This window comes from Paracoccus sp. C2R09 (assembly GCF_018860625.1).
Lineage (GTDB): Bacteria > Pseudomonadota > Alphaproteobacteria > Rhodobacterales > Rhodobacteraceae > Paracoccus.
The window spans coordinates 475009-501915 of the sequence record NZ_JAHKQB010000029.1; the positions used below are offsets into that span (position 1 = coordinate 475009).

Below are 26907 nucleotides of genomic sequence, written 5' to 3' on the forward strand. Positions count from 1 at the left end.
CGGGCGCGCGGCGCGCATGATCGGCCCGAACGGGAACGAGGACCGGATGCTCACGCTTGCCAGCTACAACCTTCACAAATGCCGCGGGCTGACCGGTCCCCATGCCCCCGAACGCAACCTTGCCGTCATCCGCGACCTGGCCCCCGACATCATCGCCCTGCAAGAGGTGGACTTTCGTCTCGGGGCGCGGCTCGAGGCCCTGCCCCGCAAGCTGATCCTATCCGAGACCGGCCTTGTGCCCGCACGCATGTCCGGGACCAGCGAAAGCAGCCTCGGCTGGCACGGTCAGACCATCCTGATGCGCCCCCACCTGGCCGAGATCGCGGTCATGCGCCGCCTGCCCCTGCCCGGCTTGGAACCGCGCGGTGCCGTGGCGCTGCGCCTGCCGGGGCTGACGGTGATCGGCGTCCATCTGGGGCTGGTGCGGTCGTCGCGCCGCGCGCAGCTGGCGCGCATCACCGCGCAGGCCGCACGGATATCGGAAGACCACATCGTCCTGATGGGCGATTTCAACGAATGGTCCGATGACCGGGGCCTTGAATCGCTGGCGGGCTTTCGCGTGATTGCGCCCGGACCGTCCTGGCCCGCGCCGCTTCCGCGCCTGCGGCTGGACCGCATCGCGATGTCGCGAAACCTGGATTTGCAGGACAGCGGGGTCTTTCACGGGGCGCAGGCGCGGGACGCATCGGACCACCTGCCGATCTGGGCGCGGATCGCCATGCCATGAAATTGTCGCTTTCAGGTGCGGCATCGCGCCGCTATGAAGGCGCTAACATTCTTCTGAAGGAGGGGCTTATGACCATCATCGTTGATATCTTCGCGCGTGAGATCCTGGACAGCCGCGGCAACCCGACCGTCGAGGTCGACGTGACGCTGGAAGACGGCACCATGGGCCGCGCGGCCGTCCCCTCGGGCGCATCGACCGGCGCGCATGAAGCGGTCGAGAAGCGCGACGGCGACAAGTCGCGCTACATGGGCAAGGGCGTGCTGGAGGCCGTGGCCGCCGTCAACGGCGAGATCGCCGAGAACCTGGTCGGCGAGGACGCCACCGAGCAGCGCGCCATCGACGCGCTGATGATCGAACTGGACGGAACGCCCAACAAGGGCCGCCTTGGCGCGAACGCGATCCTGGGCGTGTCGATGGCGGTCGCCAAGGCCGCGGCCGAGGCGACGGGCCAGCCGCTCTATCGCTATATCGGCGGCACCTCGGCGCATGTCCTGCCGGTCCCGATGATGAACATCATCAATGGCGGCGAACATGCCGACAACCCGATCGACATCCAGGAATTCATGATCATGCCGGTCAGCGCGGAAAACATCCGCGAAGCCGTCCGCATGGGCTCGGAAGTCTTCCACACGCTGAAGAAGGAACTGTCGGCGGCGGGCCTGTCCACGGGCATCGGCGACGAGGGCGGCTTCGCGCCGAACCTGTCCAGCACCCGCGATGCGCTGGACTTCATCCTGAAGGCCGTCGAGAAGGCCGGCTACAAGCCGGGCGAGGACATCATGCTGGCGCTAGACTGCGCCTCGACCGAGTATTTCAAGGACGGCAAGTACGAGATGAAGGGTGAGGGTCTGTCGCTGACCCCGGCCGAGAATGTCGACTACCTGGCCGCGCTCTGCGCCGACTATCCGATCCTGTCGATCGAGGATGGCTGTTCCGAGGACGACTGGGAAGGCTGGAAGCTGCTGACCGACAAACTGGGCGACAAGGTCCAGCTGGTAGGTGACGACCTGTTCGTGACGAACCCGACCCGCCTGTCCGACGGCATCGAGAAGGGCTGCGCCAACAGCCTGCTGGTCAAGGTTAACCAGATCGGCACCCTGTCGGAAACGCTGGACGCAGTGCGCATGGCCGACCGCGCGGGCTTTACCAGCGTGATGTCGCACCGTTCGGGCGAGACCGAGGACGCGACCATCGCGGATCTGGCCGTCGCCACCAATTGCGGTCAGATCAAGACCGGCTCTCTGGCGCGTTCGGACCGGCTTGCGAAATACAACCAGCTGATCCGCATCGAGGAAATGCTGGGCGAGACCGCGGTCTACGCCGGCCGCTCGATCCTTCGCTGACCTGACAGGCGGCCCCTTCGCGGGCCGCCTTCGTCATTCCGGACCGATATCCGGGCCGGAATGCGCCATCTGCGCGATGGTGGCCAAGGCTTCGGCCAACCGCGCGCGATCCTGCCTGCAATTCAGCGATATGCGAACCGCTTCGGGGGTCTTGCCACTTCCGACGCGGAAATCCGACGCGGGGCGCAGGATGACGCCCGATGCGGCAGCCCGCGCGACGAAATCCTCGGCCCGCCAGGGCGCGGGCAGCGGCAGCCACAGCAGCGGCACGCCCGGCTGCGTCACCGCGCCCAGCCCGCCCAGCATGTCCAGCGCCAGCCAACGGCGATCCTCGACCTCGACCAGGACGTCATGCGCAATGCGCGCGGCCTCTCCGCCCTCGATCAGGCGACGCACCAGCGCAAGGATCGGCAGCGATATTCCCATATGGCTGTGCTGCGCCGCGATCCGCGCGCTTTGTCCCATGCCCTCGGGGCAGATCATCATGCCGAAACGCAGGCCCGCCGCGACGACCTTGGACAGGCTTGCCACATGCCAGACGCGTTCGGGCGCCAGCATCCGCAGCGTCGGCAGCGCGTCGGTATGGCGGCTGGGGGCATAGCATTCGTCCTCGATGATCTGCAGGTCGTGCCGCCGCGCGATCGCGACGATCTGGGACCGCCGCTCGTGACCCATCGAGGCCAGCGTCGGGTTCTGCGCCGAAGGGGTCAGGCAGATCAGCCGCGCGCCGCTTTCGCGGGTGACGCGTTCCAGATCTGCGGGGATCATGCCCTGATCGTCCATCGCGACGGCCAGCGTCTCGGTCCGCATCAGCCGTGCGGCCTGGACGATCCCCGGATAGGTCAGGGATTCGACCATGACCTTGCCCGGTCGATCCGCCAATGCCAGCGACATCACCAGCGTGATCGCGTGCTGGCCGCCATTGGTCAGCACCAGATCGTCCGCATCCAGCCCGCCCACGGGGCGATGCGCCATCCAGTCCACGAGGATCTCCCGGCAGGCAAGATCGCGACGAAGCGGGGTGTAATCCAGCACGTCCTCGTCCATCTCGGCCGCGACCTGGGCCAGGATGCGGCCGATGGTTGCGGACTGGCCCAGATCGGGAAGGCGCGGCACGCGCAGATCCGCGATCTCGTCCCCGCCATCGGCACGATCGACGCTTTCGTACAGCAGCGGCTGCGGTGCGGGCCTGTCGGAACGCGGTGCGGCGATGAAGCTGCCCCGGCCCACATGGCTCTCGACGACGCCCTCGGTGGCGGCAAGCTGATAGGCGCGCGCCACCGTGCCGGTCGTCACCTTCAATCGCCATGCAAGATCGCGCATCGGCGGCAGACGGGTGCCGGGCGCCAGCTCGCCCGAACGGGCGGCCTCGCGCAGGGCATTTGCCAAGGCCTTGAATTTCGGCCCGGAATGCCGTGCAAGGTCCGGGTCCCAGTCCTCGATCCGCATTCCCATGCCCATCCTTTCATCAGCGCCCGAAAGACATTAATGCGACAATCTGACCGACACAATCGAAACCGGCGCGCAACAAGCGCCAAACCCGCGTAATCCCGCAGAAATAATCGTGCGTTCGGCATCCATTCACCCTCGACAGAATGGTGCGCAGGGCTAAACTGCGCAGACGGAGGGGCGGAGAACAGGCCGTGAAGGGCCACGCCCGCAGAGGAGGAAGACATATGAAAGACCAGAAGAAGCTGGACCGCCGGTCCTTTCTGACCACGGCCTCGGTCGGCGGCGCGACGGCGGCCGCAGGCAGCGTGCTTGCCGCGCCCGCCATCGCGCAGGAGGCGCCGCAGGTCTCGTGGCGGCTTGCCTCGTCGTTCCCAAAATCGCTGGACACGATCTATGGCGGTGCCGAGGAACTGTCGCAGCGCCTGAACGAGGCCACCGACGGCAAGTTCAACATCCAGGTCTTCTCGGCTGGCGAGATCGTTCCGGGTCTGGACGCGATCAACGCGACGACGGACGGCACGGTCGAATGCTCGCATTCGGTGGGCTACTACAACTGGGGCAAGGACCCGGCATTCGCCTGCGGTGCGGACCTGCCCTTCACCCTGTCGGCACGCGCCAAGGCGGCCTACAATTATCACGGCGGCGGGATCGAGCAGTACAACACCTTCCTGGAACAGCACAACCTCATCAGCTATCCGGGCGGCAATACCGGCGCGCAGATGGGCGGCTGGTACCGCAAGGAGATCAACGGCCTGTCCGACATGCAGGGCCTGAAGATGCGCATCTCGGGTCTGGCGGGTCGCGTGATGGAAAAGCTGGGCGTCGTGCCCCAGCAGATCGCGGGCGGCGACATCTATCCCTCGTTGGAGCGTGGGACGATCGACGCGGCCGAATGGGTCGGCCCCTATGACGACAGCAAGCTGGGCTTCCAGAAGGTCGCGCCCTACTACTACTATCCCGGTTTCTGGGAAGGTGGCCCGACGGTCAGCTTCTTCGTGAACAGGGGCAAGTGGGACGAACTGCCCGACAACTACAAGTCGCTGTTCCGCACCGCCTGCCAGGCGACCGACCAGAACATGCTGGCGAAATACGACATGAAGAACCCCGCCGCCCTGAAGGAGCTGGTCGCCACCGGCGCGCAGCTGCGCTCGTTCAGCGAAGAGGTGCTGACCGCCGCGTTCAACGCGTCGCAAGAGGTCTATGACGAGATCTCGGCCGAGAACGAGTCGTTCAAGACCCAGTACGAGGCGATGCTGGCCTATCGCGACGAATGGTATCTGTACCAGCAGACGACCGAATACACCTTCGACACCTTCATGATGATCCAGCAGCGCAACGGCGCGTTGGCGACCGAAGGCTGATCGCCCACGGGGCATCACCAATGCGAAGGGCCGGCGATCCGCCGGCCCTTTTTCGTTTCTCAGTTGCCCGACAGGCCCGGAGGCGGGCTGCCGAAGCCCAGCCCCATGCCGCCCGAGGATGCGGGCGCTTCGGGGTCCTGGGCCGGTTCCTCGGGCGGCGTGGGGCTGGGCTGTTCGCCGAACGGCGACCCGCCGCCCAGCCCCCCGAGCGATCCAAAACCGCCGCCCGACTGGCTGCCCGATTGGCCACCCAGGCCGCCGCCCAGACCGCCGCCCAGACCGCCACCAAGGCCGCCGAACCCGCCGCCCATCGGGATCTCGATCTTGACGTTCGAGGTGTCCACGACCGGCCCCTTGTAGTGCATGACCATGCCCGGGAAGATGATCACCGCCGCGATCATCAGCACCTGCAGCCCGACGAAGGGCACCGCCCCGCGATAGATGTCGAGCGTCGTCACCGCCGACATGGTGCGCCCGGTGACATGGTCCTGATAGGGCTCGCTCGGGGCGACGGAGCGCAGGTAGAACAGAGCGAAGCCCACCGGCGGCGTCAGGAACGAGGTCTGCATCGTCACCGCAAGGATGACGCCGAACCACACGAGGTCGATCTCCAGCGCGTTTGCGGCGGGGATCAGAAGCGGCACGATCACGAAGGCCAGCTCGAAGAAATCGAGGAAGAAGGCCAAGAAGAAGATGATCGCGCAGACGGCGATGAGGAAGCCGTATTCCCCGCCCGGCAGTGCCGTCAGCAGATCGCGAACCCAGATATGTCCGTTGATCGAATAGTAGGTGAGCGAGAAGACCGTCGCCCCGATCAGGATGAACATCACGAATGCCGACAGCTTGACGGTGGCCAGCAGCGCCTGATCGACGACCTTCAGCGACAGGCGGCGCTTCATCGCGGCCAGGATCAGCGCGCCGGTCGCGCCCATCGCGCCGCCCTCGGTCGGGGTGGCAATCCCGAGGAAGATCGTGCCCAGCACCAGGAAGACCAACGCCAGCGGCGGGATCATCACGATGATGACCTGCCGCGTCATGGGCGACAGCAGCTCCGTGCGCAGGCGTTCGTCGGCCAGCGCGATCAGCAGCATGATCACCACGGTCAGCGCCGCGGCCCAGATCTGGCTGTCATCGCCCAGGCTGGGGCCCATCAGCCGTTCGGTCAGCCAGTAGATCGCGACGGATGCCAGGACCGCCCCCAGCAGCGACCAGCCCCCGGACCCCAGCTGTCGCGCCTCGGGCGGCAGGGCGGGCATGGATTTCGGGCGAATGATGGTCAGGACCAGGACATAGATCATGAAGACGCCGACCAGTGCCAGCGCGGGCAGCATGGCGGCGCGATACATGTCGCCCACCGAACGGCCCAGCTGGTCGGCCAGGACGATCAGCACCAGGCTGGGCGGGATGATCTGCGCCAGCGTCCCCGATGCCGTGATGACCCCCGTCGCCACCCGCTTGTCATAGCCGTAGCGCATCATGATCGGCAGCGAGATCAGCCCCATCGAGATCACCGAGGCCGCGACAACCCCCGTGGTCGCCGCCAGAAGTGCGCCCACCAGGATCACGGCATAGGCCAGACCGCCGCGGACGGGCCCGAACAGCTGACCGATCGTGTCCAGCAGCTCCTCGGCCATGCGGGACCGTTCCAGCACGATCCCCATGAAGGTGAAGAACGGGATCGCCAGCAATGTGTCGTTGCGCATGACACCGAAGACCCGGTCGCCAAGCGCCCCCAGCAGGTTCCAACCCAGGTTCACCTGATCCGAGAGCGGCGTCAGGAAAACGCCGAAGAAGAAGAACAGCAGCCCGTTCGCCGCCAGCGCGAAGGCGATGGGATATCCGAACAGCAGAAAGACGACCATCGAGAAGAACATGATGGGCGCAAGGTTGTGCGCGATGAGATCGATCACTTGCGATCCTCCGGCAGGTGACCATGGCCGCCCGTCATCAGTTCTGCCTCATGCAGGACGCTTTCATGCGGCGATGTGCGATGGTGCGGATCGGGGATCCGGCCACGCATGACGGCGATCTTCTTCACGATCTCGGACAGGCCCTGGATGAACAGAAGGACGAAGCCCGCCAGCAGGATCGCGCGCGCGGGCCAGATCAGCAGGCCGCCCGCATTCATCGAGACCTCGTTCTCGGCGATGTTCTCGATCAGCTTGGGCGTGACGACCCAGATCATCAGCGCGGTGAAGGGCAGCAGGAACAGAACCGTTCCGGCCAGGTCGATCCAATGCTGCGCCCGCCGCGACCAGCGGCCATAGACCACGTCGATGCGGATATGTTCGTTCTGAAGCAGCGTATAGGCCGAGGCCAGCATGAAGGCCGCCCCGAACAGGTACCATTGCAGTTCGAGCCATGCGTTCGAGGATATGCTGAACACCTTGCGCACGATGGCATTGATCGCACTGACGAGGATCGCCAGCAGGATCAGCCAGGCCACGCTTCTGCCGATGGCTGTGGTCATGCGGTCGATGCCGCGCGAAAGGGCCAGTAGGCCACCCATGATGTCGTCCCTCCCTCATGGCGGGGCGTGACCGCCCGCGCCCCCGGTTCCCGCCGGGTCTTGTCTCCGTGCATTTCGGTATGATGCAAGCGAAGCGTCCCGGTCAAGAATTCCGTCGATCAGGGAAGCGAAATCAGTGCCATCGCGCAAATCGCTGCGGTTTCGGCAAGAATGGTGGCCGCGCCCAGCACGTCGCCGGTATGCCCCCCGACCAGGTGCCAGGCACGCCGCGCGGTCCAGATCGCGGCACCGGTCAGCGCCAGCATCGCCGCCAGGGGTGCGGGGCCGATCAGCAGGGCCATTCCGGCGAAGCACAGCGCGGCCAGCACCTGCGCGCCGTCCGGTCGGCCTGCGCCATGGCCCAAACCATCGGTTCGGGCGGGCCGCATGCCCCGCATCAGCAGCACGGGCACAAGCCGCGCAGCACCCGCAGCCGCGATCAGGGCCGTGACCGGCAGATGCGCCAGCGCGGCGATGCGGATCGCCGTCACGCAGATCAGCGCCATGGTGCCGAAGCTTCCGATCCGGCTGTCTCGCATGATGGCCAGCCGGGTTTCCCGGTCGCGGCCGCCGGCGGCATCCGCGAAATCGGCCAGCGCATCCTCGTGCAGGGCGCCGGTCAGAAGGCTTGCCGCCGCAACCGCCAGCGCGGCCTGCAGCAGCCCCTGCCCGAAGATCAGGATGGGCAGCCCCGCGATCGTTCCGATCAGCATGCCTACCAGCGGAAACGACCAGAGCGCCTCGTTCAGGGGCAGCATCCGGGGCGGCAGGAACCGCCCGACCGGCAGCCGTGTCAGGAATGCCGTGGCCAGCAGAAGCTGTCGCACCCTAGCCAATGCCGGCCTCGGCGAAGGTTGCCATTCCGTCATGGCATTCGAGCGCCGCGCGCAGGACCATCAGCGCGACCGCCGCGCCGGATCCTTCGCCCAGGCGCATGTCCAGCGACAGGATCGGCCGACTTCCGATCGCGGCGATCAGCTGACGGTGGCCCGGCTCGGCGCTCTCGTGGCCAACCAGGCAATGCGACAGGGCATCCGGATCGTCACGCGTCAGCACGATGGCCGCCGCGCAGCAGATGAACCCGTCCAGGATCACCGGAATCCCCAGATCCCTTGCGCGGCGGATCGCGCCGCAGATCGCCGCCTGTTCCCGGCCACCAAAGGCCGCAAGCGTGGTCTCGGCGCTGTCCGGCGCGTGCAGGGCCAGCCCTTCGGTCACGACGCGCATCTTGGCCGCAAGCTGTTCGCCCACCGATCCCGTGCCCGGCCCGACCCAATCCTCGGCCCGCCCACCCAGCACGGATGCCGCAAGCGCCGCCGCGATGGTCGAATTGCCGATCCCCATCTCGCCCAGGATCAGGATGTCGGCATCCGCGTCCACAGCATCGGCGCCGTGCGCCATGGCCTGCGTCACCTCGGCCGCGGTCATCGCGGGTCCCGTGGTGAAATCCGCGGTCGGGCGATCCAGATCCAGTGCAACCACCGACAGATCGGCGCCTGCAACCCGGCAGAGCTGGTTGATCGCCGCGCCGCCCGCATCGAAATTCGCGACCATGGCGGCCGTCACCTCGGGCGGGAAGGGCGTGATGCCCTGCGCGACGACGCCGTGGTTCCCCGCAAAGACCAGCGCCTGCGCCCGGTCGATCCGGGGCCGTTCGCGACCCTGCCAGCCCGCCATGAAGACGGCCAGATCCTCGAGCCGCCCAAGCGCGCCCTGCGGCTTGGTCAGCTGATCCTGCCTTACGCGGGCGGCCTCGGCGGCGGATTGGTCAAATCGGCTCATCTATCGGGTCCCTTCCCGGTTTCAGTCGCAGGGGCTGACCGCTGACGGACATCCACACCTCGTGGGCCAGCTCGGCGACGATCTGGTTCATCCGCCCGTGATCGTCGCGGAACCGGCGGGCAAGGGCATTGTCCGGGACGATCCCCTGCCCCAGTTCATTTGTCACGATCACGACAGGGCAGCATTGTTGACGTAACGTCGCGGCAAGCGCGCCGAAATCCGCCGAGCCTTCGCAATTGGCCAACCACAGCGTCAGGCAATCGACCAGTCGCGGTCCCTGCCCGTCGGTCGCGCGCAGGGCGCGGGCCAGGGCGCGCGGTTCCTCGTGCAGGTCCCAGGTTTCACCCCGACGTGATTGATGTTGAACTATTCTTTCCGACATCTCGCCATCGCGGGGCTCGGCCGTGGCGATATAGATCGGCCTGCCCGGATGGCGTCCGATCAGCCTTTCGGCCAGGACCGATTTGCCCGACCGCGCACCGCCGGTGACCAGCGTGATATGTCCGTTTTGCGTCATGGTCAGCATCCATTCCACAGCCCGAGGGGCTTGGGAAGCACCAAAGCCGCTTGCCGATTTTTGCATCATAGGTAACTTCGCGCCATTCCGGTGCAGAAGACGCCGAACTTCAACTTGGAGGAGATGGGATGACCAAGCTTTTCACGACCACCGCCCTGCTGGCGGCGCTGTCGCTTCCCGCCTATGCCGTCGAGATCGCCGAGGGCGACACGCTGGCCGAAAACCAGACCTATACCTATTGGCTGCTGGACGCGATCAAGTCGCTGGACCCGGCGAAGAACACCGATGTCGAGGGCTCGGACGTGCTGCGTTCGTTGTTCGAGGGGCTGATGAACGAGGACGCGCAGGGCAACATGATCCCCGGCGTCGCCGAAAGCCACGAGGTCAGCGAGGATCAGCTGACCTATACGTTCAAGCTGCGTGACGCGAACTGGTCGAACGGCGAACCGGTCACCGCAGGCGATTTCGTCTATGCCTGGCAGCGCGTCGTGAACCCCGAGACGGCTTCCGAATACGCCTGGTACATCGAGCTGATGAACATCGAGAACGCGACCCAGATCGTCGCGGGCGAAGCCGCCCCCGATCAGCTGGGCGTCCGCGCGATCGACGACAAGACGCTGGAAGTCAAGCTGACCACGCCGACCCCCTATTTCCTGAACACGCTGTCCCATGCGACGACCTTCCCGGTCCCGCAATCCGTGGTCGAGGAAAACGGCGACGCCTGGACCCAGCCCGCGAACCTGGTGGGCAACGGCGCCTTCACGCTGGCCAGCCACAACCTGGGCGTGGACATCGTGCTGAACAAGAATCCCGAATACTGGGACGCCGACAACGTCGTGATGGAGACCGTCCGCGGCGTGACCGTCAACGACAACAACGTCGCGCTGACCCGTTACCAGGCGGGCGAACTGGACCGTGTCCAGATCCCGGCAGGCCAGTTCCCGCGCCTGAAGGAAGAGTTCCCCGAACAGGCGGTCTCGGTCCCCTACGGCTGCTCCTATGCCTATGTGATGAACGTGTCCGACAAGGGCCCCGAGGCGCTGAAGGACGTGCGCGTGCGCCAGGCGCTGGCACTGGGCCTGAACCGCGAGGTCATCGTGGACCAGGTGCTGCAGGGCGGCCAGAAGCCCAGCTACAGCTGGACGCATTGGGCGATCAACGGCTTCACCGCGCCCGAAGGCGGCATGCAGGACATGTCCATGCCCGAGCGTCAGGAGCAGGCCAAGGAGCTGCTGGCCGAGGCGGGCTATGGTCCCGACAACCCGCTCAAGCTGTCGCTGCAGTACAATACCGATGACAGCCACCGCCTGCTGGCCATCGCAGCCCAGCAGTTCTGGCGCCCCCTGGGCATCGAGATCGAGCTGAACAACGTCGAATGGAAGGTCCATACCGACCGCCTGCAGAGCCAGGACTTCGAGCTGGCCCGCTATGCATGGTGTGCCGATTACAACGAGGCCTCGACCTTCCTCGACTGGTTCCGCACCGACGGCTACAACAGCGGCAAGTGGTCGAACGAGGAATACGACCAGCTGCTGGCCGAGGCCCGCACCGCCGAGGATACCGCGCCGCTCTATCAGCGCGCCGAGGAGATCCTCGCCGAAGAGGCACCTGCCGTCTTCGTCTATCACTATGCCAAGGTCGACATGATCAACCCCGAGATCAAGGGTCTCCCGCGCGAGAACCTGCTGAACACCTGGTATGCCAAGGACCTGTATCGCGCGGCCGAATAAGCCCCGATCCAGACAATTGCCGGGCCGGGGCGGGTTCTGACCTGCCCCGGCCTTCGGATTTAATGCCGCAGGAAAGGCCCCCTTGCGATGTTCGCATTCGTCTTGCGACGACTGGCGGTGGCAATACCCACGTTGCTTCTGCTGATCGTCTTCTCATTCGCCCTGATGCATCTGGCACCGGGCGGTCCCTTCACCGCCGAACGGGCGCTGCCGCCCCAGGTGCTGGCCAATCTCGAGGCCAAGTACGGCCTGAACGACCCCCTCTGGCTGCAGATCTGGAACTATATCTACGGGATCGTGGTCCATTTCGACTTCGGACCCAGCTTCGTCTATCCCGACCGGACGGTGAACCAGTTGATCGCCGCGGGCTTCCCGGTGACGCTGACCTATGGCGCGCTGTCCTTCGTGGCCGCGGTCGTCTTCGGCGTGTCCCTGGGTGCGATCGCCGCGATCCGTCAGAACAGCTGGGTCGATTATCTGGCCGTCGGCATCTCGATCGGGGCGCAGGTGCTGCCGAACTTCGTGATGGCGCCGCTTCTGGTCCTGGTCCTGACGCTCTGGTACGGGCTGCTGCCGGGCGGGGGCTGGTCCTTCAGCGATCCCAGCTTCTGGATCATGCCGGTGATCGCGCTGGCCACCAGCTACATGGCGTCGATCGCGCGGATCACCCGATCCGCCATGCTCGAGGTGCTGGGCTCGAACCATATCCGCACCGCGCGGGCCAAGGGGATGCCGGAACACCGCGTCATCCTGCGCCACGCGCTGAAGCCCGCGATGCTGCCGGTCATCAGCTATCTGGGGCCGGTCTTCGTGTCGATGATCACCGGTTCGGTCGTGATCGACATCTATTTCTCGACCGGCGGGATCGGCAAGGCCTTCGTGGATTCGGCGCTGAACCGCGACTACGCGGTCATGATGGGCGTCACGATCCTCGTGGGGGCGCTGACGATCCTCTTCAATCTCATCGTCGACGTGCTCTATGCATGGATCGACCCGAAGATCAGGTACTGAGCCATGGTCATCGATCAAGACAAGATGAAATCCCTGTCCGACCGCATGGTCGAAGACGAGGTGAAGGGCCGCAGCCCCTGGGCCGATGCCCGCAAGCGGTTCCTGCGCAACCGGGCCGCGATGCTGGGCCTGACGATCCTGGTGCTGGTCGCGGTCTTCGCCGTCATCGGCGGCCAGTTCGCCCAATGGTCCAACGAGGAGCTGGACTTTGCCGTCATGGGCCAGGTGGCGCAGGCGGGTCAGCCCTCGATCGCCAGCGGGCATTATTTCGGGACGGACAACCTGGGGCGCGACCTCTATGCCCGCGTGGTGCAGGGCACCCAGATCAGCCTGATGGTGGGCGTCGTGGGCGCGGCCATCGCGGTGATCGTCGGCACGCTCTATGGTGCGACGGCGGGCTATGTGGGCGGGCGCACGGATCAGCTGATGATGCGGACCGTCGATATCCTGATGTCGATCCCCTACATGTTCGTGCTGATCCTACTGCTGGTGATGTTCGGGCGTTCGATGTCGATGCTGTTCCTGGGCATCGGCCTGATTTCGTGGCTGGACATGAGCCGCATCGTCCGCGGCCAGACCCTGTCGCTGAAGAACCGCGAATTCATCGAGGCCGCGCGCGCCACCGGCGTGCCGTCCTGGAAGATCATCATCCGCCATATCGTGCCGAACCTGTTGGGCGTGGTCGCCGTCTATGCGACGCTTCTGGTGCCGCTGATGATCCTGACCGAAAGCTTCATCAGCTTCCTCGGGCTGGGCGTGCAGGAGCCGCTGACCAGCTGGGGCGCGCTGATTTCCGAAGGGGCCGGGACGATGAACTACGGCACGCTGTGGCAGCTTGCCTTCCCGTTGTTCTTCTTCGTCATCACGCTGTTCGGCTTCTTCTTCGTGGGCGACGGCCTGCGCGATGCACTCGATCCGAAGGACCGCTGACATGAGCCTTCTGAAAATCCGCGACCTCTCGGTCCGCTTCCAGACCAACGACGCCGAGGTGCGCGCGGTCAACGACGTGAATCTCGACGTCGCACCGGGCGAGACCTTGGGAATCGTCGGGGAATCCGGCAGCGGCAAGTCGCAGCTGTCCTTCGCGCTGATGGGGCTTCTGGCCAAGAACGGACGCGCGACCGGCAGCGTCACCTTCGACGGGCAGGAAATCCTGAACGCCCCCGCCAAGGTGCTGAACCGCATCCGGGCCGAGAAGATCGCGATGATCTTCCAGGACCCGATGACCTCGCTCAATCCCTATATGCGGGTGTCCGACCAGATGGCCGAGGTGCTGACCCTGCACAAGGGCATGTCCAAGCGTCAGGCCGTGGCCGAGGCCGTGGCCATGCTGGACGCGGTCAAGATCCCCGATGCGAAGGGGCGCGTGCGGCTCTATCCGCATGAATTCAGCGGCGGCATGCGCCAGCGCGTGATGATCGCCATGGCGCTGCTGTGCAGGCCCAGCCTGCTGATCGCGGACGAACCCACGACCGCGCTGGACGTGACGGTGCAGGCGCAGATCATGACGCTGCTGGCCGATCTGCAGCGCGAATTCGGCATGGCGATGATCCTGATCACCCATGATCTGGGCGTCGTTGCCGGATCCTGCGAACGCGTGGCCGTCATGTATGGCGGCCGTATCCGCGAGACCGGCCCCGTCGGTCCGCTGTTTGCCGAGGCCGCGCATCCCTATACCCAGGGGCTGCTGGACGCGATCCCCCGTGTCGATCAGGACGAGGACGAGCTGCGCGCCATCCCGGGCCAGCCCCCGAACATGAGCCGCCCGCCCAAGGGCTGTGCCTTCGCACCGCGCTGTCCCTACAAGCGGCCCGATTGCGACGTGATCGACCCCCCGCTGGAGGGCTTTGCGCCGGACCGGATGCGCGCCTGCCTGGCGCCCCTGCCCGAGGTGCTGGCCCGCCGCGCCCACAAGGCCGCGGGCACCGAACAGGCCGCGGCCCATCCCGAACGCATGCCCGATCAGCCCATCCCGCGCGGCGCCGTCGCCGGTGCGGGCGCGGCCGGAACCCCCAGCAACATTCAGGAGCAGGAATGAGCGATCTTCTGAACGTGCGCGACCTGCGCGTGACCTTCCAGATCCGCCGCGAAGGCGACATGCCATGGGCCAAGCCACGCGAACTGCATGCCGTCTCGGGCGTCGATTTCACCCTGAAACCGGGCGAGACGCTTGGCGTCGTGGGTGAATCGGGTTGCGGGAAATCGACGCTTGCGCGCGCCCTGATCGGGCTGGCCCCGGCCACGGGCCGCGCGGAATGGATCGACGGCAAGGACCTTCTGGCCATGACCCCGCGCCAGATGATGCGCTATCGCAGCGACATCCAGATGGTGTTCCAGGACCCTCTGGCCAGCCTCAACCCGCGCATGACCGTGGGTCAGATCATCGCCGAGCCGCTGCGCACGCACCGGCCCGATCTGGGTGGCGCCGAGGTCAAGGAACGCGTCAAGGCGATGATGGAAAAGGTCGGCCTGCTGCCGAACCAGATCAACCGCTATCCGCATGAATTCAGCGGCGGACAGTGCCAGCGCATCGGCATCGCCCGCGCGCTGATCGTCGAGCCCAAGCTGATCATCTGCGACGAGCCCGTTTCGGCGCTGGACGTGTCGATCCAGGCACAGGTCATCAACCTGTTGATCCGGCTGCAGAAGGAACTGGGCCTTGCGCTGGTCTTCATTGCCCACGACCTGTCGGTGGTCAAACATATCAGCGACCGCGTGATGGTGCTGTATCTGGGCAAGGTGATGGAGACGGGCCCGGTCGAGGCGCTCTATGCCGATCCGCAGCATCCCTATACGCAGGCGCTGCTGTCGGCCGTTCCGGTGCCCGATCCCACGATCCAGACCGCGAAGACGATCGTGCCGCTGACGGGGGATCTGCCCTCGCCCATGGCGCCGCCCTCGGGTTGCGTCTTCCGCACGCGGTGCCCGCGCGCCGCGGATCGCTGCGCGGCAGAGGTGCCCGCGCTGATGGGCAACGACCACGCGACCGCGTGCCATTTCCCCGGCCCCCTGACCGAGGCCGAGATCGCCCGCGCCCGAGGAGAGGCCGCCTGAAACGAAACGACCCGCCATGCGCAAGCGTGGCGGGCGAACCATCCGCTATGGACAGGCGTCGAAGATGTCTGGAAGGTGGTACCGCCTCCCCGGCTTGAACGGGGGACCTCTAGATCCACAATCTAGCGCTCTAACCAACTGAGCTAAGGCGGCACTGCGCGGGTCTTTAGCCCTGTCACGAGATGGTTGCAAGCCCTCCTTGCCGGGAAAATGACGTTCGGATACAGAAAGTTCTTCCAAGCGAAAGGACAGGCCATGGGTATCAACAGCGAAAACGAAATTCAGACCAATCTGCAGGTCGGTCCGACAGATCAGGGCATGGTCCGCATCTACATTCAGGGCGACGGCATTGATCTGCCGATGGATTTCGACCCCGAGGAAGCGACCGAGATCGCCGAGGAACTGATGGCCGCCGTCGAGGCCGCGCAGATGATGAACGGCAAGGGCGCTAAAAAGCCGAAGCGCTGATCCCCTCGGGATCGTTCAGGCCCTGCAGGCGCAATGCGGCGGCGCGCGCGAAATCGCGCTGTATCCTGCTGCGTCGCGCGGGGGCCAGCTTCGTTTCCGGGGCCATGCGCATGATCTCGGCGCCGAAACCGTCGGCCATGATCAGGCCGGTATCCTCGGGCAGCAGCTCGGTCGGGAAATCGCCGTCCACCGCCCAGAAATAGCGGTCGCACCATTCCAGATAGCCCTGCCATTTGCGATCGGCGCGGAAATCGGCGCGACCGCTCTTGCATTCGACGATCCACAATTCGCCCTTGGGGCCCAGGCTGATCACGTCCACGCGCAGCCCGCGGCTGGGCACGAATTCCAGCAGAACCGCGTGATCCATGCTGCGCAGCAGTCGTCCCGTCCCGCGCGCAAGACGCTGTCCCGGCATGGCTGGCAAGTTCTGATCAATCTGCATGCAGGCAGGTTAGAACGAACGGTAAACGTCCGCAAGCCGACTTGCGGGGTCATCCTGCCGCAGCTAGCGTCCGCGCGCCGGCACAGGTCCGGCGGAATTTCAGGAGAACAGGATGACCGACATCCAGCGCATCGAAACCGGCACCCGCATGAGCCATGCCGTCATCGCCAACGGCTTCGTCTTCCTTGCAGGCCAGGTCGGCGAACCCGGCACCTCGGTCACCGAGCAGACGAAATCGATCCTCGCCCGGATCGAGGACCTGCTGGCACAGGCCGGCAGCGACAAGACCAAGATCGTCTCGGCCCAGATCTGGGTTGCCGACATGTCCGATTTCGCGGAAATGAACGCAGTCTGGGACGCATGGGTCCCGCAGGGCCACGCGCCTGCCCGCGCCACTGGCGAATCGGCGCTGGCGACCCCCGACTACAAGGTCGAGATCATCGTCACCGCGGTCCAGTGATCGCCTGAATGACCGAGCGCGCCGCGCGAAGGCCCGGCGCCTCACCCCCCTTGCCCAGACGGTCCATCGTCAGATCCATGGCGTGAAGCTGGGCATCGCGCGATTTCGGATCCTCGAGCGCGGCCTGAAGCGCCTCGGCCAGGGGGCCGGGCTGACACTTGCCGCCAAGGAATTCGGGCACGGCGCGGGTTTCGCTGACAAGGTTCACCAGGGTCACCGTGTCGGTGCGCAGCAGCATCCCCACGATCAGGCGCGACAGCGGCGCCATGTCATAGCCGATGACCATCGGGATTCGGTTCGCGGCCAGCTCCAGGCTGACCGTCCCCGATGCCGCCAGGGCAAGATCGGCCGCAGCGAAGGCGGCGCGCTTCTCTTGCCGTTCCTCGATCACGATGGGGGCCGTCGGCCAGCGGCGTGTCATGTCGCGCACCATCGCCGCCACGCCCGGCACCGTGGGCAGCACGACCCGTATTTCCGGGACGCGATCGCGCAGCCGCATCAGGGATTCGTCGAAGCGCGCGCCAAGCCGCGCCACTTCGGACCGGCGCGATCCGGGCAGGCACAGCACGACCGCCGCATCGGGCGCGATGCCGTGATTGCTACGAAACAGTTGCCCCTCATCGGGGCCGGCGGCTGTCCAGGTTGCGACCGGGTGGCCCACGAAATCGCAGGTCATGCCCGCGGCCCGCATCAGCGGCGGCTCGAACGGCAGGATCGCAAGAACGTGGTCCACGACCTTGGCCATCTTGGCCGCGCGCCCCGACCGCCAGGCCCAGACCGAGGGCGCCACGTAATGCACGACCCGCATGTTTGGGCGCGCCTTCTTGACCAGCGCGGCGACCCGCAGGCAGAAATCGGGGCTGTCGATGGTGATCAGCGCATCGGTATCGCTGTCGATCACGGCCTGCGCGGTCTGTGCGATGCGGCGCTTCAGATGGCGATATTTCGGCAGGACCTCCCAGATCCCCATAAGGCTCAGCTCGTCCATCGGGAACAGGCTGTCGATCCCGCGCGCCGTCATGCCCGGCCCGCCGATGCCAAGAAAACCCGCCTGCGGGTCCAACTGGGCCAGCCCAGTCATCAGTGCCTCGCCCAGCTGGTCGCCCGAGGCCTCGCCTGCGATCAGGAAGTAACGCATGCCGTTAACCTTGCTGCATTCGTGGTCATGGGTAAACCGCCCAGCCAAGGCCGGGCCAGTCCTTTTCCGTCACACCGTCGCGAAGCGCGGTGCCGACCACAGGAACATGCCTGCCGCATCGGCACGCCGCACGCATTCGTCGCGATCCAGAACAATGACAGTGCCCGCTTGCCATGCGACGCCCGCCAGACCCGCATCCGCCGCCTGCGCGATGGTGTCCGGCCCGATGGTCGGCATGTCGATGCGCAGATCCTGATCGGGCTTCGGCGCCTTGAACAGCACGCCCCTGGCACCGTCGGGGCGGGGGCGCAGACCGGAATGCAGCTTGGCAAATTCCAGCATGGCGCGGGTGCCCGGCAGTGCCTCGATCGCAAGGCACAGGCCCTGCGCAACCACCGCGCCCTGCCCGATATCCAGCGGCCCGAGGGTCGCCACGATGCGCGCCGCACGTTCGACATCGCGCCGGTCGAAATCGGATATCGTTCCGGTCAGAACCCCCTCGGACGGGGTCAGTTCTGGGTGGATTTCCGATGCGGATGAAATGCTTAGGTCGTTTTCCTCGAATATGTCGAGGACCGTGCGCAGGGCCGCGTCATCGCCCGACTGCATGGCCATCAGGATCCGCGGCACCAGCAGGGCCGTCCGCTGATCGAAGCTTTCGGGATCCAGCTTCGGGCGCTGGATCGCACCGGCAAAGACCACCCTTTCGATCTGCTGTTCGTGCAGGTGATCGAGGAACGGGACCAGACGCTCCAACCGGAAGGGCGTGGCGTCCAGCCCGTCGGGCTCGAACCCTTCGAGGGCATAGACCTGCGGATCGTCGATGGCACGGGCCAGAGCGGCCGGCAGTGCGCCCTGCCCGGCGATGATTGCCGTGCGGCTCATGCAGGTCGTGCCGGGGTCAGGAAGCTGCGATCCGACGGCCCGAGGATGAAGTCGAGGACCTCGCGCTCCATCTCGCCCATCTCCTCGCCGACGCGGCTGCGTGCGATCTCTCGGAAGGACCCATGGGCCAGCATCGACAGCATCTCGCGCAATCCGGCGATATCGGCGCGGCTTGCCCCGCGGCGCTTCAGGCCGACCAGGTTCAAGTGGTCCAGATGGCCGCGCGGACCCTGAACCAGGCCGAAGGGGATAACATCGGCGGTGACCATGGTGATCGCGCCGATCATCGCACCGCGACCGATGCGCACCCATTGATGCACGCCCGACAAGCCTCCGATGATCACGTCGTCCTGCAAGACGCAATGCCCCGCGACCGAGGCATGGTTCACCAGGATCACGCGATTGCCGATCTGGCAGTCATGGGCGACGTGGCTGCCTGCCATGAACAAACCGTCATCGCCGATCCGGGTGACGCTGCCGCCGCCCTCGGTGCCGGGGTTCATGGTGACATGTTCACGGATGCGGTTGCGCTTGCCGATTTCCAGGCGGGTCCGTTCGCCCTGGAACTTGAGGTCCTGCGGAACCTCGCCGATCGAGGCGAACGGAAATACGACCGTCTCCTCGCCGATCGAGGTTTCGCCGGCAATGACGACATGCGATTTCAGCACCACGCCATCGGCCAGGCTGACATCGGGGCCCACGACGCAGAACGGGCCGATCTCGACCCCCTGCCCGATCCGGGCCGCCGGGTCGATCACCGCACTGGGATGGATGAGATCAGGCATCGGCCTTCAGCGCCATCATGGCGGTGAATTCGGCCGAGGCGCAAAGCTGCCCGTCGACCATCGCCTTGCCCTCGAACTTCCATATCTTGCCGCCACCGCGCAGCGCGCGGCAATGCAGTTCCAGCATATCGCCCGGAACGACCATGCGGCGGAACTTGCACTTGTCGATCCCCATGAAATAGGTCGCCAGCGGCCGATCGATGATGTTCATGCTGATGCCGACGATCACGGCCGAGGTCTGGGCCATCGCCTCGATGATGGTGACACCGGGCATGATGGGCTCGTCCGGGAAATGACCCTGGAAATGCGGTTCGTTGTTCGTGACCATCTTGATCCCGACGCCGCTTTCATGGGCGACGATGTCGCGCACCTTGTCGATGAACAGGAAGGGATAACGATGCGGGATGATCCGCTTGATCAGCGACAGGTCCGCATGGGTCGTCGGGGCGGGATTGGGCGTGTCGTCAGCCATTTGCGTTCCTTCGGGCGGTTTCGATCCGGTTACCAATCGGGGGGGCGGATGGCAAGCTTCACGCCATCCTGCCACGTCTTCCCTCGGTCAGCCAGCCGGCAAGGATCAGGCCGCAGATCAGCAGAAGCCACGCCCATCCCGGCAGAATGGGCCTGCGCTCCAATCCCGTCACGGTTGCGGCATCGCGCGGCGTGATCCCGATCCAGGGGCCGCCAAGCGCCTGCCCGGCGCTGTTGCGGTCCGCGCGGATCTGCCGGACATCCGGCACGCCGTCGCTGATCCGTGTCACGCTTCCGCCCGTCGCATCGACCAGTGGCTGCAGCAGCGCTGCATCCGCCACGGTTTCCTCGAACTCGCGGGGGGCGGCAGGCCCAAGCGCCACGACGCGGCGCAGATCGCCGTCGCGCAGCAGATAGAGCCCCGGTTCGGGCGCGCTGAAATCGGCGACATGGCGGCCCGGTCCGTCATCGGTCAGCGCCAGTTCCCGTTCGCTGCCATCCGGCAGGGTGATCGTCACCGGCCCCGCCTCGTCGGACAGGCTGCGGCGGATGACATGCATGTCCAGCCTGTCGATCTCGGCCAGCAGGGCCTCTTCCTCAAGCTCGGGTTCCTTCATCGACCAATGGGCGATCCGGCGCAGCAGTTCCTGCTGCGGGCCGCCGCCGTCGAAGCCGCGCCCCCACAGCCATACCTGATCCGATCCCAGCATCGCCACGCGACCCTGCCCCAAGCGGTCCATGACCAAGAGCGGCTTGCCCTCGGCCCCGGTCATGACGACCTGCGCGTCGGGGTTCGGTGTCATCTCGGCCATGCGCAGCCAGCGGCCCCATTCGGGATCGGCGCCCCCCTGCGGAAGGCCCGCGGTCACCGGATGACGCATCCCCTCCGGGGTCAGTTCGGGTCGGAAGGGCGTGTCGATGATCCGGCCCGTCGGATCGGCGGGCAGGATCCGCCCCAGGGGCGAGAGGTTGAGGCTCTCGACCGTGGCCATCTCGGGGCCTGCCGCCACGAGGATCGCGCCGCCATCCTCGACATAGCGGGCGATGTTGTCGAAATACTGCTGCGGCAGGATGCCCCTGACCCGATAGCGGTCGAAGATGATCAGATCGAAATCGTCGATACGCTCCAGGAACAGCTCTCGGGTGGGGAAGGCGATCAATGACAGCTCGGACACCGCGGCCCCGTCGAACTTGTCGGGCGGACGCAGGATCGTGAAATGGATCAGATCTACGGAAACGTCCGATTTCAACAGGTTGCGCCAGGTTCTTTCACCGGCATGGGGCTCTCCGGAAACCAGCAGCACCCGCAACCGGTCGCGCACACCGTTGATGCTGATCGCGGCGGAATTGTTGCGGTCGGTCAGCTCGCCCTCGACCTCGTCGATGGCCAGGCGGATGACGTTCTGCCCCGCATGGCGCAGCGTCACGGGCAGTTCCAGCGTGCTGTTCAGCGGGACGGCAAAGACCTGCTCGGTCTCTCCGTCGACCGAGATGCGCAGCGCGACGCTGCCGGTCCGCGCCGCGTCGGGCACGCGGCCCTGATCCTCGATCCGCAGACTGATCCCGACCTCCTGGTCGATCAGCCCGAAACCGGGCGATTCCTCGATCACGAGGCGGCGGTCCCAATCATCCGGCTGCCCGGTCAGAAGAACATGCACCGGTGCGGGCAGACCGACGGGCAGCATGGGCGCATCGTGCAGCCGGCCATCGGTGACCGCGACGACGCCTGCCAGGCGGGCCTCGGGTTCGGCGGATGCGGCGCGTGCGATGGCCTGTCCCAGAAGCGTCCCGTCGGGGTCATCGCCAAGCGTGATGCGGCGCAGTTCGGTATTCGGCAATGCGGCGATCCCTGCCGCCAGTCCGTCCGCCGCGCGGTCGGTCTGATCGGCGCGCCCCGGCAGGGACTGGCTGGCCGAACGGTCCTCGATCAACAGGACGATATCGGTCAGCCCGCTGCGGGTTCCCATCTCGATCGCGGGGCCGGCGATGGCCAATGCGGCCGCCAACCCGGCAAGCCCACGCCATGCCCAGCCCCGCAAACCGCGCCACATCGCGAAACCCGCGACAAGCACCGCCAGCGCGGCAAGGCTGCCGATGAACCACCAGGGCAGCGACGGATCGAAGCGCAGCGCGGTCATCGCATCCCCTCCTCGGCGCGCAGCCTGTCGAGCAATGCGGGCACATGCACTTGATCCGATTTATAATTCCCGGTCAGGACATACATGATCAGGTTGATCCCGAAGCGCAGCGCGGTCTCTCGCTGCTCCTCGCCCTCCCATCCCTGTCCGATGGGAAAGACCGGATAGCCGTCATCGTCGATCGCCCATGCCTCGGCCCAGGAATTGCCCCCGATGACCACCGGCGTCACGCCGTCGTTCAGCTGGCGGAAGGGCGCGCCATCGGCATCCGACCGTGCCAGGGGCGGTGCCTCGACCCACAAGCTGCCGCCCTGCCAGCGGCCCGGGAAATCGTCCAGAAGATAGAAGCTGCGCGTCAGGACGTGATCTTCGGGGACCTGGGCCAGGGGCGGGATGTCCAACGGCGCGGCCAGACGCTGCAGCGCATCCGACATGTCCGGGCCGCCGACCCCGCTCAGATCCCCGTCGCGGGTATCGAACAGGATCATGCCCCCCGACCGCAGGAACGCGTTCAGCCGCATATAGGCCTGCGGACCCGGCGCCGCCTGTTCATCGGTCACCGGCCAATAGAGGAAGACCAGCGGCGCAAGATCGTCGCGATCCAGATCGACACCGACCGGGGCGCCCGGCTCCACGGATGTCCGCTGGCGCAGCGCGGCCGAGAGGCCGGCCAGCCCCTGGCGCGAGGATCGGTCGATGGCCTCGTCCCCTGTCAGGACATAGGCGAGCGCCACCTCTTGCGCAGCGCGGACGATTTCGGGGTCCAGGTCCTGCGCATGTGCGTCGGGCGCCGTCAGGAACGCCGCCAGCAGCAGCGCCGCGACCCGCCCGCCCCGCGCGATCCAGGCGGAACCGGCGGCATCCAGGGCCAGCAGCAGCGCCGCCAGCGCGATCAGCGGGCCGGTCAGCGCGCGGCCCTGCGGGGTCTGGCCATCCTCGACCCGCGCGTCGGGCCACTGGGCCGCGACCTGCGGCCCGCCCGCGTTCAGCGCCTGCCTGCGTTCGCCCGCGGCATAGATCCCGGCGGGGCGTCCCGGCGCGGGGCCGTCCTGCATCGCGTCCCCCTGAACAGGCTGGATCGTTGCAGGGTCCGCCTGCCGACCGAAGCCGTCCAAGACCGAAACCGGCGTCCAGAATGCCGCATCGTCGGGGGCGCCCTCGGCCTCGGCCGCGTGGCTGCCGGCGGTATCGACCAGTCGCGCCATCATCTGCGGGAACAGCCCCGACAGCGGCAGGTTCGACCAATCGGGATTGGCGGTGACGTGGAACAGCACGATCTGCCCCTGCCCCAACCCGCTGCGCGTCACCAGCGGGGTCGCATCCGACAGCTGGGCCAGCACGTGTTCGGCCAGATCCGGGGCGGGCTGGGCCATCAGCTGGGCGCTGACCGTCACCTCGGACGGGGCTTGCAGCCCTGCGAAGGGACCGTCGGGCGCGAATGGCGCGATGGCGCGCGGATCGCCCCAGCTGAGCGCGCCGCCTATGTCGCGACCGCCCTGGCGAAGCGCCACGGGCAGCAGCGGTTCTTCCGCCAGCCGGTCGAAGCCTGCCATGCGCGGACCGGCAAAGCGGATCAGAAGCCCGCCGTCATCGACCCATGTGGCCAGTTCCCCGATCTCGGCAAGCTGGACCTGATCGGCAAGGATGACGACATCGGGGGCCGCGTCCAGGACATCCCCCAGACCACCCTCGATCAAGTCCGCATGGGGGGCCAGCGCCTCGCGGATATAGTGCATCTGGGACAGCAGCTCCTGCCCCTCGGCCTGGCCTGCGGCCTGCCCGACAAGCGCGACCTTGCGGCGGCGCAGGCGGTCGTCGGTCAGCACCACGGCGCCGGCATGGCTTTCGCCCTCGATGGCATAGCGGGTGATGCGGTTGCGCAGTTCGGGCTGGAGGTCGATGGGAACGGTGCCGTCCTCGGACGCGGTCAGCCGGGCCAGCGGACGCTCGGCCCCCTGGGGGTCGGGTCCGATTGCCAGGACATCGGCGGATGAACCATGGATCAACAATGCGGGTTGGTCGCCGGGGGCCAGCGACAGGCTGGCAGGCTGGCGGGCCGGTGGCAGGACGGTGACCGTGCCGCGCCCCGTCAGCTGCGCCAACCAGGCTGCGCGGTTCGGATTGTCGGTGCCGTCCGCGATCCACAATGTCTGCAGGCTGCCCTGCGGCACCTCTGCCAGAACGGCACCCGGATCGCCCGGCAACGCGGTGGGCCATGCCGCAGGGCGGGCCGCCCGAAGCGTGGCGATCAGGCTGTCCGCGGGTTGAAACCCGATCGCACCTGAGGCCTGATCGTCCTGCGCCAGCAGCAGGGCGGCGGGGCGTCCATCGGCGGCGGCTGATTTCAGCGCGCGTTCGGCGCGGGCCTGACGTTCCGACCAGCCGGGGGCCGCCTGCCAGCCCGCATCCAGGATCACCAACAGCGGTCCATCGCCCCCCGCCTGCGTCACGGGCCGCCAGACGGGGGCGGCGAAGGCCAGGATCAGCGCCGCGATGGCCGCAAGGCGCATCAGCAGCAGCCACCAGGGCGTGCGTCGGGCAATGGAGGACCGGTCCGTCAGCCCCGTCAGCAGCGCCACGCCCGGAAAGACGACACGGCGCGGTGCGGGTGGCGTCGCGCGCAGGATCACCCACAGCACCGGAAGCGCCACCAGCGCGGCCAGCACCCAGGGGGTAACGAACCCGAGCGGTCCCAGCAGCAGCATCAGCGCCCCCCGCCAAGCGCGGACCAGAGCGATGCCAGCGCATTGGCCGGATCCTCGTCGGTGATGTGGCACATGCTCTGCCATCCCGACCGCGCGGCCTGCACCCCAAGCCAGCGCTGCCGTTCGGCCAGTCGCGCCAGATAGGCTTCTCTCAGTGACCCGGCATCGCGGGACAGATGGCGTTCGGACCCCGAAACGCCGCGGAAATCGACTGCACCGTCAAAGGGGAAATGCGCCTCGTCGGGGTCGAGGATCTGCAGCAGAAGCCCGCGCGCGCCCATGCCGGATGCATGCGCAAGGAAGGCTTCGAGCCACAACGGATCGGTCAGGAAATCGGAAATCAGGATCACGCGCTGCTGGGGCCGCAGCGCGGATATGGGGGCATCGTCGCGATCGCCCGGGCGGACCAGCGCCTCGGCGATGCGATCGGCCTGCAGCCGCCCCGCCCTTGCAGGCTGGCCCAGCATCGCGACCTTTTCGCCCCCGCGCAGCATCAGCATCGACAGCGCCAGCGCGATCAGCCTGCCGCGCTGCAGCTTGGTGGTCCGATCCCCGCCCGCGTGATCCATGCCCGCGCCGTCCGAGATCCAGATCGCCGCGCTCTGGGCGGTCTGAGCCTCGCGGTCGCGGACGAATTGCGCGTCGGATCGGCCCGAACGGCGCCAGTCGATGGCACGCAGGCTGTCGCCCTGCGAGGCGGGGCGGTATTGCCAGAAATCCTCGCCCGGGCCGGCCCGGCGCAACCCGTGCGCGCCGGGGGCGACCATCGCGGCCAACCGCTCGGCGGCAAGGATCAGCGCGGGCAGATGCCCCGAGGCGGCCTCGGCCTCGGCACGCAGCTGCGGTGCGTCCTGAACGGTCGGTTGCCTCATGCCGCGTGACGGCCTCCGAAGCGGTCGTCGACAAGCTGGGCGATGATGCCGTCCACGCTGTCGCCCCGCGCGCGTGCCGCGAAACTCAGCGCCATGCGGTGCCGCAGGACCGGCGCGGCCATCGCGGCCACGTCGTCCGTGGTCGGCGCGAAACGCCCGTTCAGCACCGCGCGTGCCCGGGTGACCAGCATCAGGGCCTGCGCGGCACGCGGCCCCGGCCCCCACAGAAGCGCGTCGCGGACAAAGCCCGCGGCCTCGGGCGCTTCGGGGCGGCAGCACCGAACCAGGTCCAGGATCGCCTCGACCACGGTTTCGCCGACCGGCATCTGCCGGATCAGCCGCTGCGCCGCGATCAGCCCTTCGGCGGTGAAGGCCGCATGGGCCGCGCCTTCCTCGACGCCGGTGGTGGCCAGCAGGATCTCTCGTTCCGTGTCGCGGTCGGGATAGCCCACGTCGATCTGCAGCAGGAAGCGGTCCAGCTGCGCCTCGGGCAGCGGATAGGTGCCCTCCTGCTCGATCGGGTTCTGGGTCGCCAGCACGTGGAAGGGCCGCCCGAGCGCGCGGTGCTGCCCGCTGACCGTCACCTCGCGTTCCTGCATCGCCTGCAGAAGCGCAGATTGCGTGCGGGGGCTGGCGCGGTTGATCTCGTCCGCCATCAGAAGCTGGGTGAAGACAGGACCCTCGATGAAGCGGAAGGCCCGGCTGCCATCGGGCATCGTGTCCAGCACCTCGCTGCCCAGGATGTCGGCGGGCATCAGGTCGGGCGTGAACTGGATGCGCTGGCTGTCCAGCCCCATGACCGTGGCCAGCGTATCGACCAGCATCGTCTTGCCCAGACCGGGCTGACCCACCAGCAGCGCGTGGCCGCCGGCAAGGATCGCGGCCAGCACCTGCTCGACCACGTCGTGCTGACCCACGAAGCGGCGTTCGACGCTGCTGCGCGCCGAAACCATCCGATCGGTCAACGACTTGACTTCCTGCACCAGAATATCGTCCGACATCATGACAAGGCCCTTCCGCTGCTTTAGGAAGAGCATAGGGAACCAACAGGGAGGCG

25 protein-coding genes and 1 tRNA gene are annotated in these 26907 nt (G+C 66.8%); 10 read left to right on the forward strand and 16 right to left on the reverse strand.

Features of this window, described 5'->3' with window-relative positions; translation table 11 throughout:
* Positions 1 to 16: 16 nt before the first annotated feature.
* Together KO490_RS14220 and eno are read left to right on the forward strand one after the other, a co-directional pair.
* Entirely contained in the window at positions 17 to 727 is a 711-nt protein-coding gene (locus KO490_RS14220) for an endonuclease/exonuclease/phosphatase family protein (RefSeq protein WP_252727185.1), read from the forward strand.
* Between the two features lie 68 nt (positions 728 to 795).
* Entirely contained in the window at positions 796 to 2070 is a 1275-nt protein-coding gene (gene eno / locus KO490_RS14225) for a phosphopyruvate hydratase (RefSeq protein WP_216020049.1), read from the forward strand.
* 33 nt (positions 2071 to 2103) lie between these two features.
* Here the strand turns inward: eno and KO490_RS14230 are convergent, their stop codons facing one another.
* Positions 2104 to 3525, reverse strand: a complete 1422-nt coding sequence (locus tag KO490_RS14230) for a PLP-dependent aminotransferase family protein (RefSeq protein ID WP_216020050.1) — start codon at positions 3523 to 3525, stop codon at positions 2104 to 2106.
* Between the two features lie 239 nt (positions 3526 to 3764).
* Between KO490_RS14230 and KO490_RS14235 the strand changes: the two genes are divergently transcribed.
* Complete coding sequence (locus KO490_RS14235; RefSeq protein ID WP_216020179.1) at positions 3765 to 4883, forward strand: TRAP transporter substrate-binding protein; 1119 nt, start codon at positions 3765 to 3767, stop codon at positions 4881 to 4883.
* Positions 4884 to 4942: 59 nt separating this feature from the next.
* On the opposite strand, the gene KO490_RS14240 is transcribed toward KO490_RS14235, so the two are convergent.
* The 5 genes from KO490_RS14240 to cobU form a co-directional block, all read right to left on the reverse strand.
* Complete coding sequence (locus KO490_RS14240; RefSeq protein ID WP_216020051.1) at positions 4943 to 6793, reverse strand: TRAP transporter large permease subunit; 1851 nt, start codon at positions 6791 to 6793, stop codon at positions 4943 to 4945.
* The gene (locus KO490_RS14245) at positions 6790 to 7392 is read right to left on the reverse strand and encodes a TRAP transporter small permease subunit (RefSeq protein WP_216020052.1); all 603 of its coding nucleotides are present in this window, start codon (positions 7390 to 7392) and stop codon (positions 6790 to 6792) included. Before KO490_RS14245 ends, KO490_RS14240 begins: the two co-directional genes overlap by 4 nt.
* Before the next feature lie 119 nt (positions 7393 to 7511).
* Positions 7512 to 8219 carry an adenosylcobinamide-GDP ribazoletransferase gene (locus KO490_RS14250; RefSeq protein WP_303463295.1) on the reverse strand — a complete coding sequence of 236 codons (708 nt, stop codon included), beginning with the start codon at positions 8217 to 8219 and terminating at the stop codon, positions 7512 to 7514.
* Position 8220: 1 nt separating this feature from the next.
* Positions 8221 to 9174, reverse strand: coding sequence for a nicotinate-nucleotide--dimethylbenzimidazole phosphoribosyltransferase (gene cobT / locus KO490_RS14255; protein ID WP_216020054.1), 954 nt, complete (start codon positions 9172 to 9174; stop codon positions 8221 to 8223).
* Positions 9161 to 9691, reverse strand: coding sequence for a bifunctional adenosylcobinamide kinase/adenosylcobinamide-phosphate guanylyltransferase (cobU, locus tag KO490_RS14260; RefSeq protein ID WP_216020055.1), 531 nt, complete (start codon positions 9689 to 9691; stop codon positions 9161 to 9163). The genes cobT and cobU overlap by 14 nt, the downstream gene beginning before the upstream one ends.
* Positions 9692 to 9819: 128 nt before the next feature.
* On the opposite strand from cobU, the gene KO490_RS14265 reads away from it, so the two are divergent.
* From KO490_RS14265 to KO490_RS14285, 5 genes are all read left to right on the forward strand, one after another.
* Positions 9820 to 11421, forward strand: coding sequence for a peptide ABC transporter substrate-binding protein (locus KO490_RS14265; RefSeq protein WP_216020056.1), 1602 nt, complete (start codon positions 9820 to 9822; stop codon positions 11419 to 11421).
* 87 nt (positions 11422 to 11508) lie between these two features.
* The gene (gene oppB, locus KO490_RS14270; RefSeq protein WP_216020057.1) at positions 11509 to 12432 is read left to right on the forward strand and encodes an oligopeptide ABC transporter permease OppB; all 924 of its coding nucleotides are present in this window, start codon (positions 11509 to 11511) and stop codon (positions 12430 to 12432) included.
* A 3-nt stretch (positions 12433 to 12435) separates the two neighbouring features.
* Positions 12436 to 13362, forward strand: a complete 927-nt coding sequence (locus KO490_RS14275) for an ABC transporter permease subunit (RefSeq protein ID WP_371822359.1) — start codon at positions 12436 to 12438, stop codon at positions 13360 to 13362.
* 1 nt (position 13363) lies between these two features.
* The gene (locus KO490_RS14280) at positions 13364 to 14470 is read left to right on the forward strand and encodes an oligopeptide/dipeptide ABC transporter ATP-binding protein (RefSeq protein ID WP_216020058.1); all 1107 of its coding nucleotides are present in this window, start codon (positions 13364 to 13366) and stop codon (positions 14468 to 14470) included.
* Positions 14467 to 15486, forward strand: a complete 1020-nt coding sequence (locus KO490_RS14285) for an oligopeptide/dipeptide ABC transporter ATP-binding protein (protein WP_216020059.1) — start codon at positions 14467 to 14469, stop codon at positions 15484 to 15486. Before KO490_RS14280 ends, KO490_RS14285 begins: the two co-directional genes overlap by 4 nt.
* A 76-nt stretch (positions 15487 to 15562) precedes the next feature.
* Here KO490_RS14285 and KO490_RS14290 read toward each other — a convergent pair.
* Positions 15563 to 15639, reverse strand: a tRNA-His gene (locus KO490_RS14290).
* Between the two features lie 102 nt (positions 15640 to 15741).
* On the opposite strand from KO490_RS14290, the gene KO490_RS14295 reads away from it, so the two are divergent.
* Positions 15742 to 15954 (forward strand): DUF6324 family protein, encoded by a 213-nt coding sequence (locus KO490_RS14295; protein ID WP_216020060.1) that lies wholly within the window; start codon positions 15742 to 15744, stop codon positions 15952 to 15954.
* Here the strand turns inward: KO490_RS14295 and KO490_RS14300 are convergent.
* A complete protein-coding gene (locus KO490_RS14300; protein WP_252727186.1) occupies positions 15935 to 16369 on the reverse strand; it encodes an MmcB family DNA repair protein in 435 nt (144 codons plus the stop codon). The genes KO490_RS14295 and KO490_RS14300 overlap by 20 nt on opposite strands.
* 139 nt (positions 16370 to 16508) lie before the next feature.
* Between KO490_RS14300 and KO490_RS14305 the strand changes: the two genes are divergently transcribed.
* Positions 16509 to 16856: a RidA family protein gene (locus KO490_RS14305; protein ID WP_216020062.1), complete on the forward strand. Its 348-nt coding sequence runs from the start codon at positions 16509 to 16511 to the stop codon at positions 16854 to 16856.
* Here the strand turns inward: KO490_RS14305 and lpxB are convergent.
* The 8 genes from lpxB to KO490_RS14345 all read right to left on the reverse strand — a co-directional run bounded on the left by lpxB (position 16840) and on the right by KO490_RS14345 (position 26854).
* On the reverse strand, positions 16840 to 17994 hold the full coding sequence (gene lpxB / locus KO490_RS14310) for a lipid-A-disaccharide synthase (RefSeq protein ID WP_216020063.1): 1155 nt from the start codon (positions 17992 to 17994) through the stop codon (positions 16840 to 16842). The two genes, KO490_RS14305 and lpxB, sit on opposite strands and share 17 nt — an antisense overlap.
* A gap of 69 nt (positions 17995 to 18063) precedes the next feature.
* Positions 18064 to 18879: an LpxI family protein gene (locus KO490_RS14315; RefSeq protein ID WP_216020064.1), complete on the reverse strand. Its 816-nt coding sequence runs from the start codon at positions 18877 to 18879 to the stop codon at positions 18064 to 18066.
* Positions 18876 to 19664: an acyl-ACP--UDP-N-acetylglucosamine O-acyltransferase gene (gene lpxA / locus KO490_RS14320; RefSeq protein ID WP_216020065.1), complete on the reverse strand. Its 789-nt coding sequence runs from the start codon at positions 19662 to 19664 to the stop codon at positions 18876 to 18878. Before lpxA ends, KO490_RS14315 begins: the two co-directional genes overlap by 4 nt.
* Positions 19657 to 20136: a 3-hydroxyacyl-ACP dehydratase FabZ gene (gene fabZ / locus KO490_RS14325; RefSeq protein WP_216020066.1), complete on the reverse strand. Its 480-nt coding sequence runs from the start codon at positions 20134 to 20136 to the stop codon at positions 19657 to 19659. The genes lpxA and fabZ overlap by 8 nt, the downstream gene beginning before the upstream one ends.
* Positions 20137 to 20194: 58 nt before the next feature.
* Positions 20195 to 22273, reverse strand: a complete 2079-nt coding sequence (locus KO490_RS14330; RefSeq protein WP_216020067.1) for a hypothetical protein — start codon at positions 22271 to 22273, stop codon at positions 20195 to 20197.
* Positions 22270 to 24978 carry a DUF4159 domain-containing protein gene (locus tag KO490_RS14335; RefSeq protein ID WP_216020068.1) on the reverse strand — a complete coding sequence of 903 codons (2709 nt, stop codon included), beginning with the start codon at positions 24976 to 24978 and terminating at the stop codon, positions 22270 to 22272. Before KO490_RS14335 ends, KO490_RS14330 begins: the two co-directional genes overlap by 4 nt.
* Complete coding sequence (locus KO490_RS14340) at positions 24978 to 25850, reverse strand: DUF58 domain-containing protein (protein ID WP_216020069.1); 873 nt, start codon at positions 25848 to 25850, stop codon at positions 24978 to 24980. Before KO490_RS14340 ends, KO490_RS14335 begins: the two co-directional genes overlap by 1 nt.
* A complete protein-coding gene (locus KO490_RS14345) occupies positions 25847 to 26854 on the reverse strand; it encodes a MoxR family ATPase (protein ID WP_216020070.1) in 1008 nt (335 codons plus the stop codon). Before KO490_RS14345 ends, KO490_RS14340 begins: the two co-directional genes overlap by 4 nt.
* Between the last annotated feature and the right edge of the window lie 53 nt (positions 26855 to 26907).

Bases quoted from the DNA above. Each gene is read 5' to 3' on its own strand.
- KO490_RS14220 (WP_252727185.1), top strand. From the start codon at position 17: ATGATCGGCCCGAACGGGAACGAGGACCGGATGCTCACGCTTGCCAGC.
- lpxA (WP_216020065.1), bottom strand. From the start codon at position 19,664: ATGCCTGATCTCATCCATCCCAGTGCGGTGATCGACCCGGCGGCCCGG.
- KO490_RS14280 (WP_216020058.1), top strand. From the start codon at position 13,364: ATGAGCCTTCTGAAAATCCGCGACCTCTCGGTCCGCTTCCAGACCAAC.
- oppB (WP_216020057.1), top strand. From the start codon at position 11,509: ATGTTCGCATTCGTCTTGCGACGACTGGCGGTGGCAATACCCACGTTG.
- KO490_RS14315 (WP_216020064.1), bottom strand. From the start codon at position 18,879: ATGAGCCGCACGGCAATCATCGCCGGGCAGGGCGCACTGCCGGCCGCT.
- lpxB (WP_216020063.1), bottom strand. From the start codon at position 17,994: ATGCGTTACTTCCTGATCGCAGGCGAGGCCTCGGGCGACCAGCTGGGC.
- cobT (WP_216020054.1), bottom strand. From the start codon at position 9,174: ATGAGCCGATTTGACCAATCCGCCGCCGAGGCCGCCCGCGTAAGGCAG.
- KO490_RS14285 (WP_216020059.1), top strand. From the start codon at position 14,467: ATGAGCGATCTTCTGAACGTGCGCGACCTGCGCGTGACCTTCCAGATC.
- KO490_RS14275 (WP_371822359.1), top strand. From the start codon at position 12,436: ATGGTCATCGATCAAGACAAGATGAAATCCCTGTCCGACCGCATGGTC.
- cobU (WP_216020055.1), bottom strand. From the start codon at position 9,691: ATGACGCAAAACGGACATATCACGCTGGTCACCGGCGGTGCGCGGTCG.
- KO490_RS14300 (WP_252727186.1), bottom strand. From the start codon at position 16,369: ATGCCGGGACAGCGTCTTGCGCGCGGGACGGGACGACTGCTGCGCAGC.
- KO490_RS14330 (WP_216020067.1), bottom strand. From the start codon at position 22,273: ATGACCGCGCTGCGCTTCGATCCGTCGCTGCCCTGGTGGTTCATCGGC.
- KO490_RS14295 (WP_216020060.1), top strand. From the start codon at position 15,742: ATGGGTATCAACAGCGAAAACGAAATTCAGACCAATCTGCAGGTCGGT.
- KO490_RS14245 (WP_216020052.1), bottom strand. From the start codon at position 7,392: ATGGGTGGCCTACTGGCCCTTTCGCGCGGCATCGACCGCATGACCACA.
- KO490_RS14305 (WP_216020062.1), top strand. From the start codon at position 16,509: ATGACCGACATCCAGCGCATCGAAACCGGCACCCGCATGAGCCATGCC.
- KO490_RS14335 (WP_216020068.1), bottom strand. From the start codon at position 24,978: ATGCTGCTGCTGGGACCGCTCGGGTTCGTTACCCCCTGGGTGCTGGCC.
- KO490_RS14345 (WP_216020070.1), bottom strand. From the start codon at position 26,854: ATGATGTCGGACGATATTCTGGTGCAGGAAGTCAAGTCGTTGACCGAT.
- fabZ (WP_216020066.1), bottom strand. From the start codon at position 20,136: ATGGCTGACGACACGCCCAATCCCGCCCCGACGACCCATGCGGACCTG.
- KO490_RS14230 (WP_216020050.1), bottom strand. From the start codon at position 3,525: ATGGGAATGCGGATCGAGGACTGGGACCCGGACCTTGCACGGCATTCC.
- KO490_RS14340 (WP_216020069.1), bottom strand. From the start codon at position 25,850: ATGAGGCAACCGACCGTTCAGGACGCACCGCAGCTGCGTGCCGAGGCC.
- eno (WP_216020049.1), top strand. From the start codon at position 796: ATGACCATCATCGTTGATATCTTCGCGCGTGAGATCCTGGACAGCCGC.
- KO490_RS14265 (WP_216020056.1), top strand. From the start codon at position 9,820: ATGACCAAGCTTTTCACGACCACCGCCCTGCTGGCGGCGCTGTCGCTT.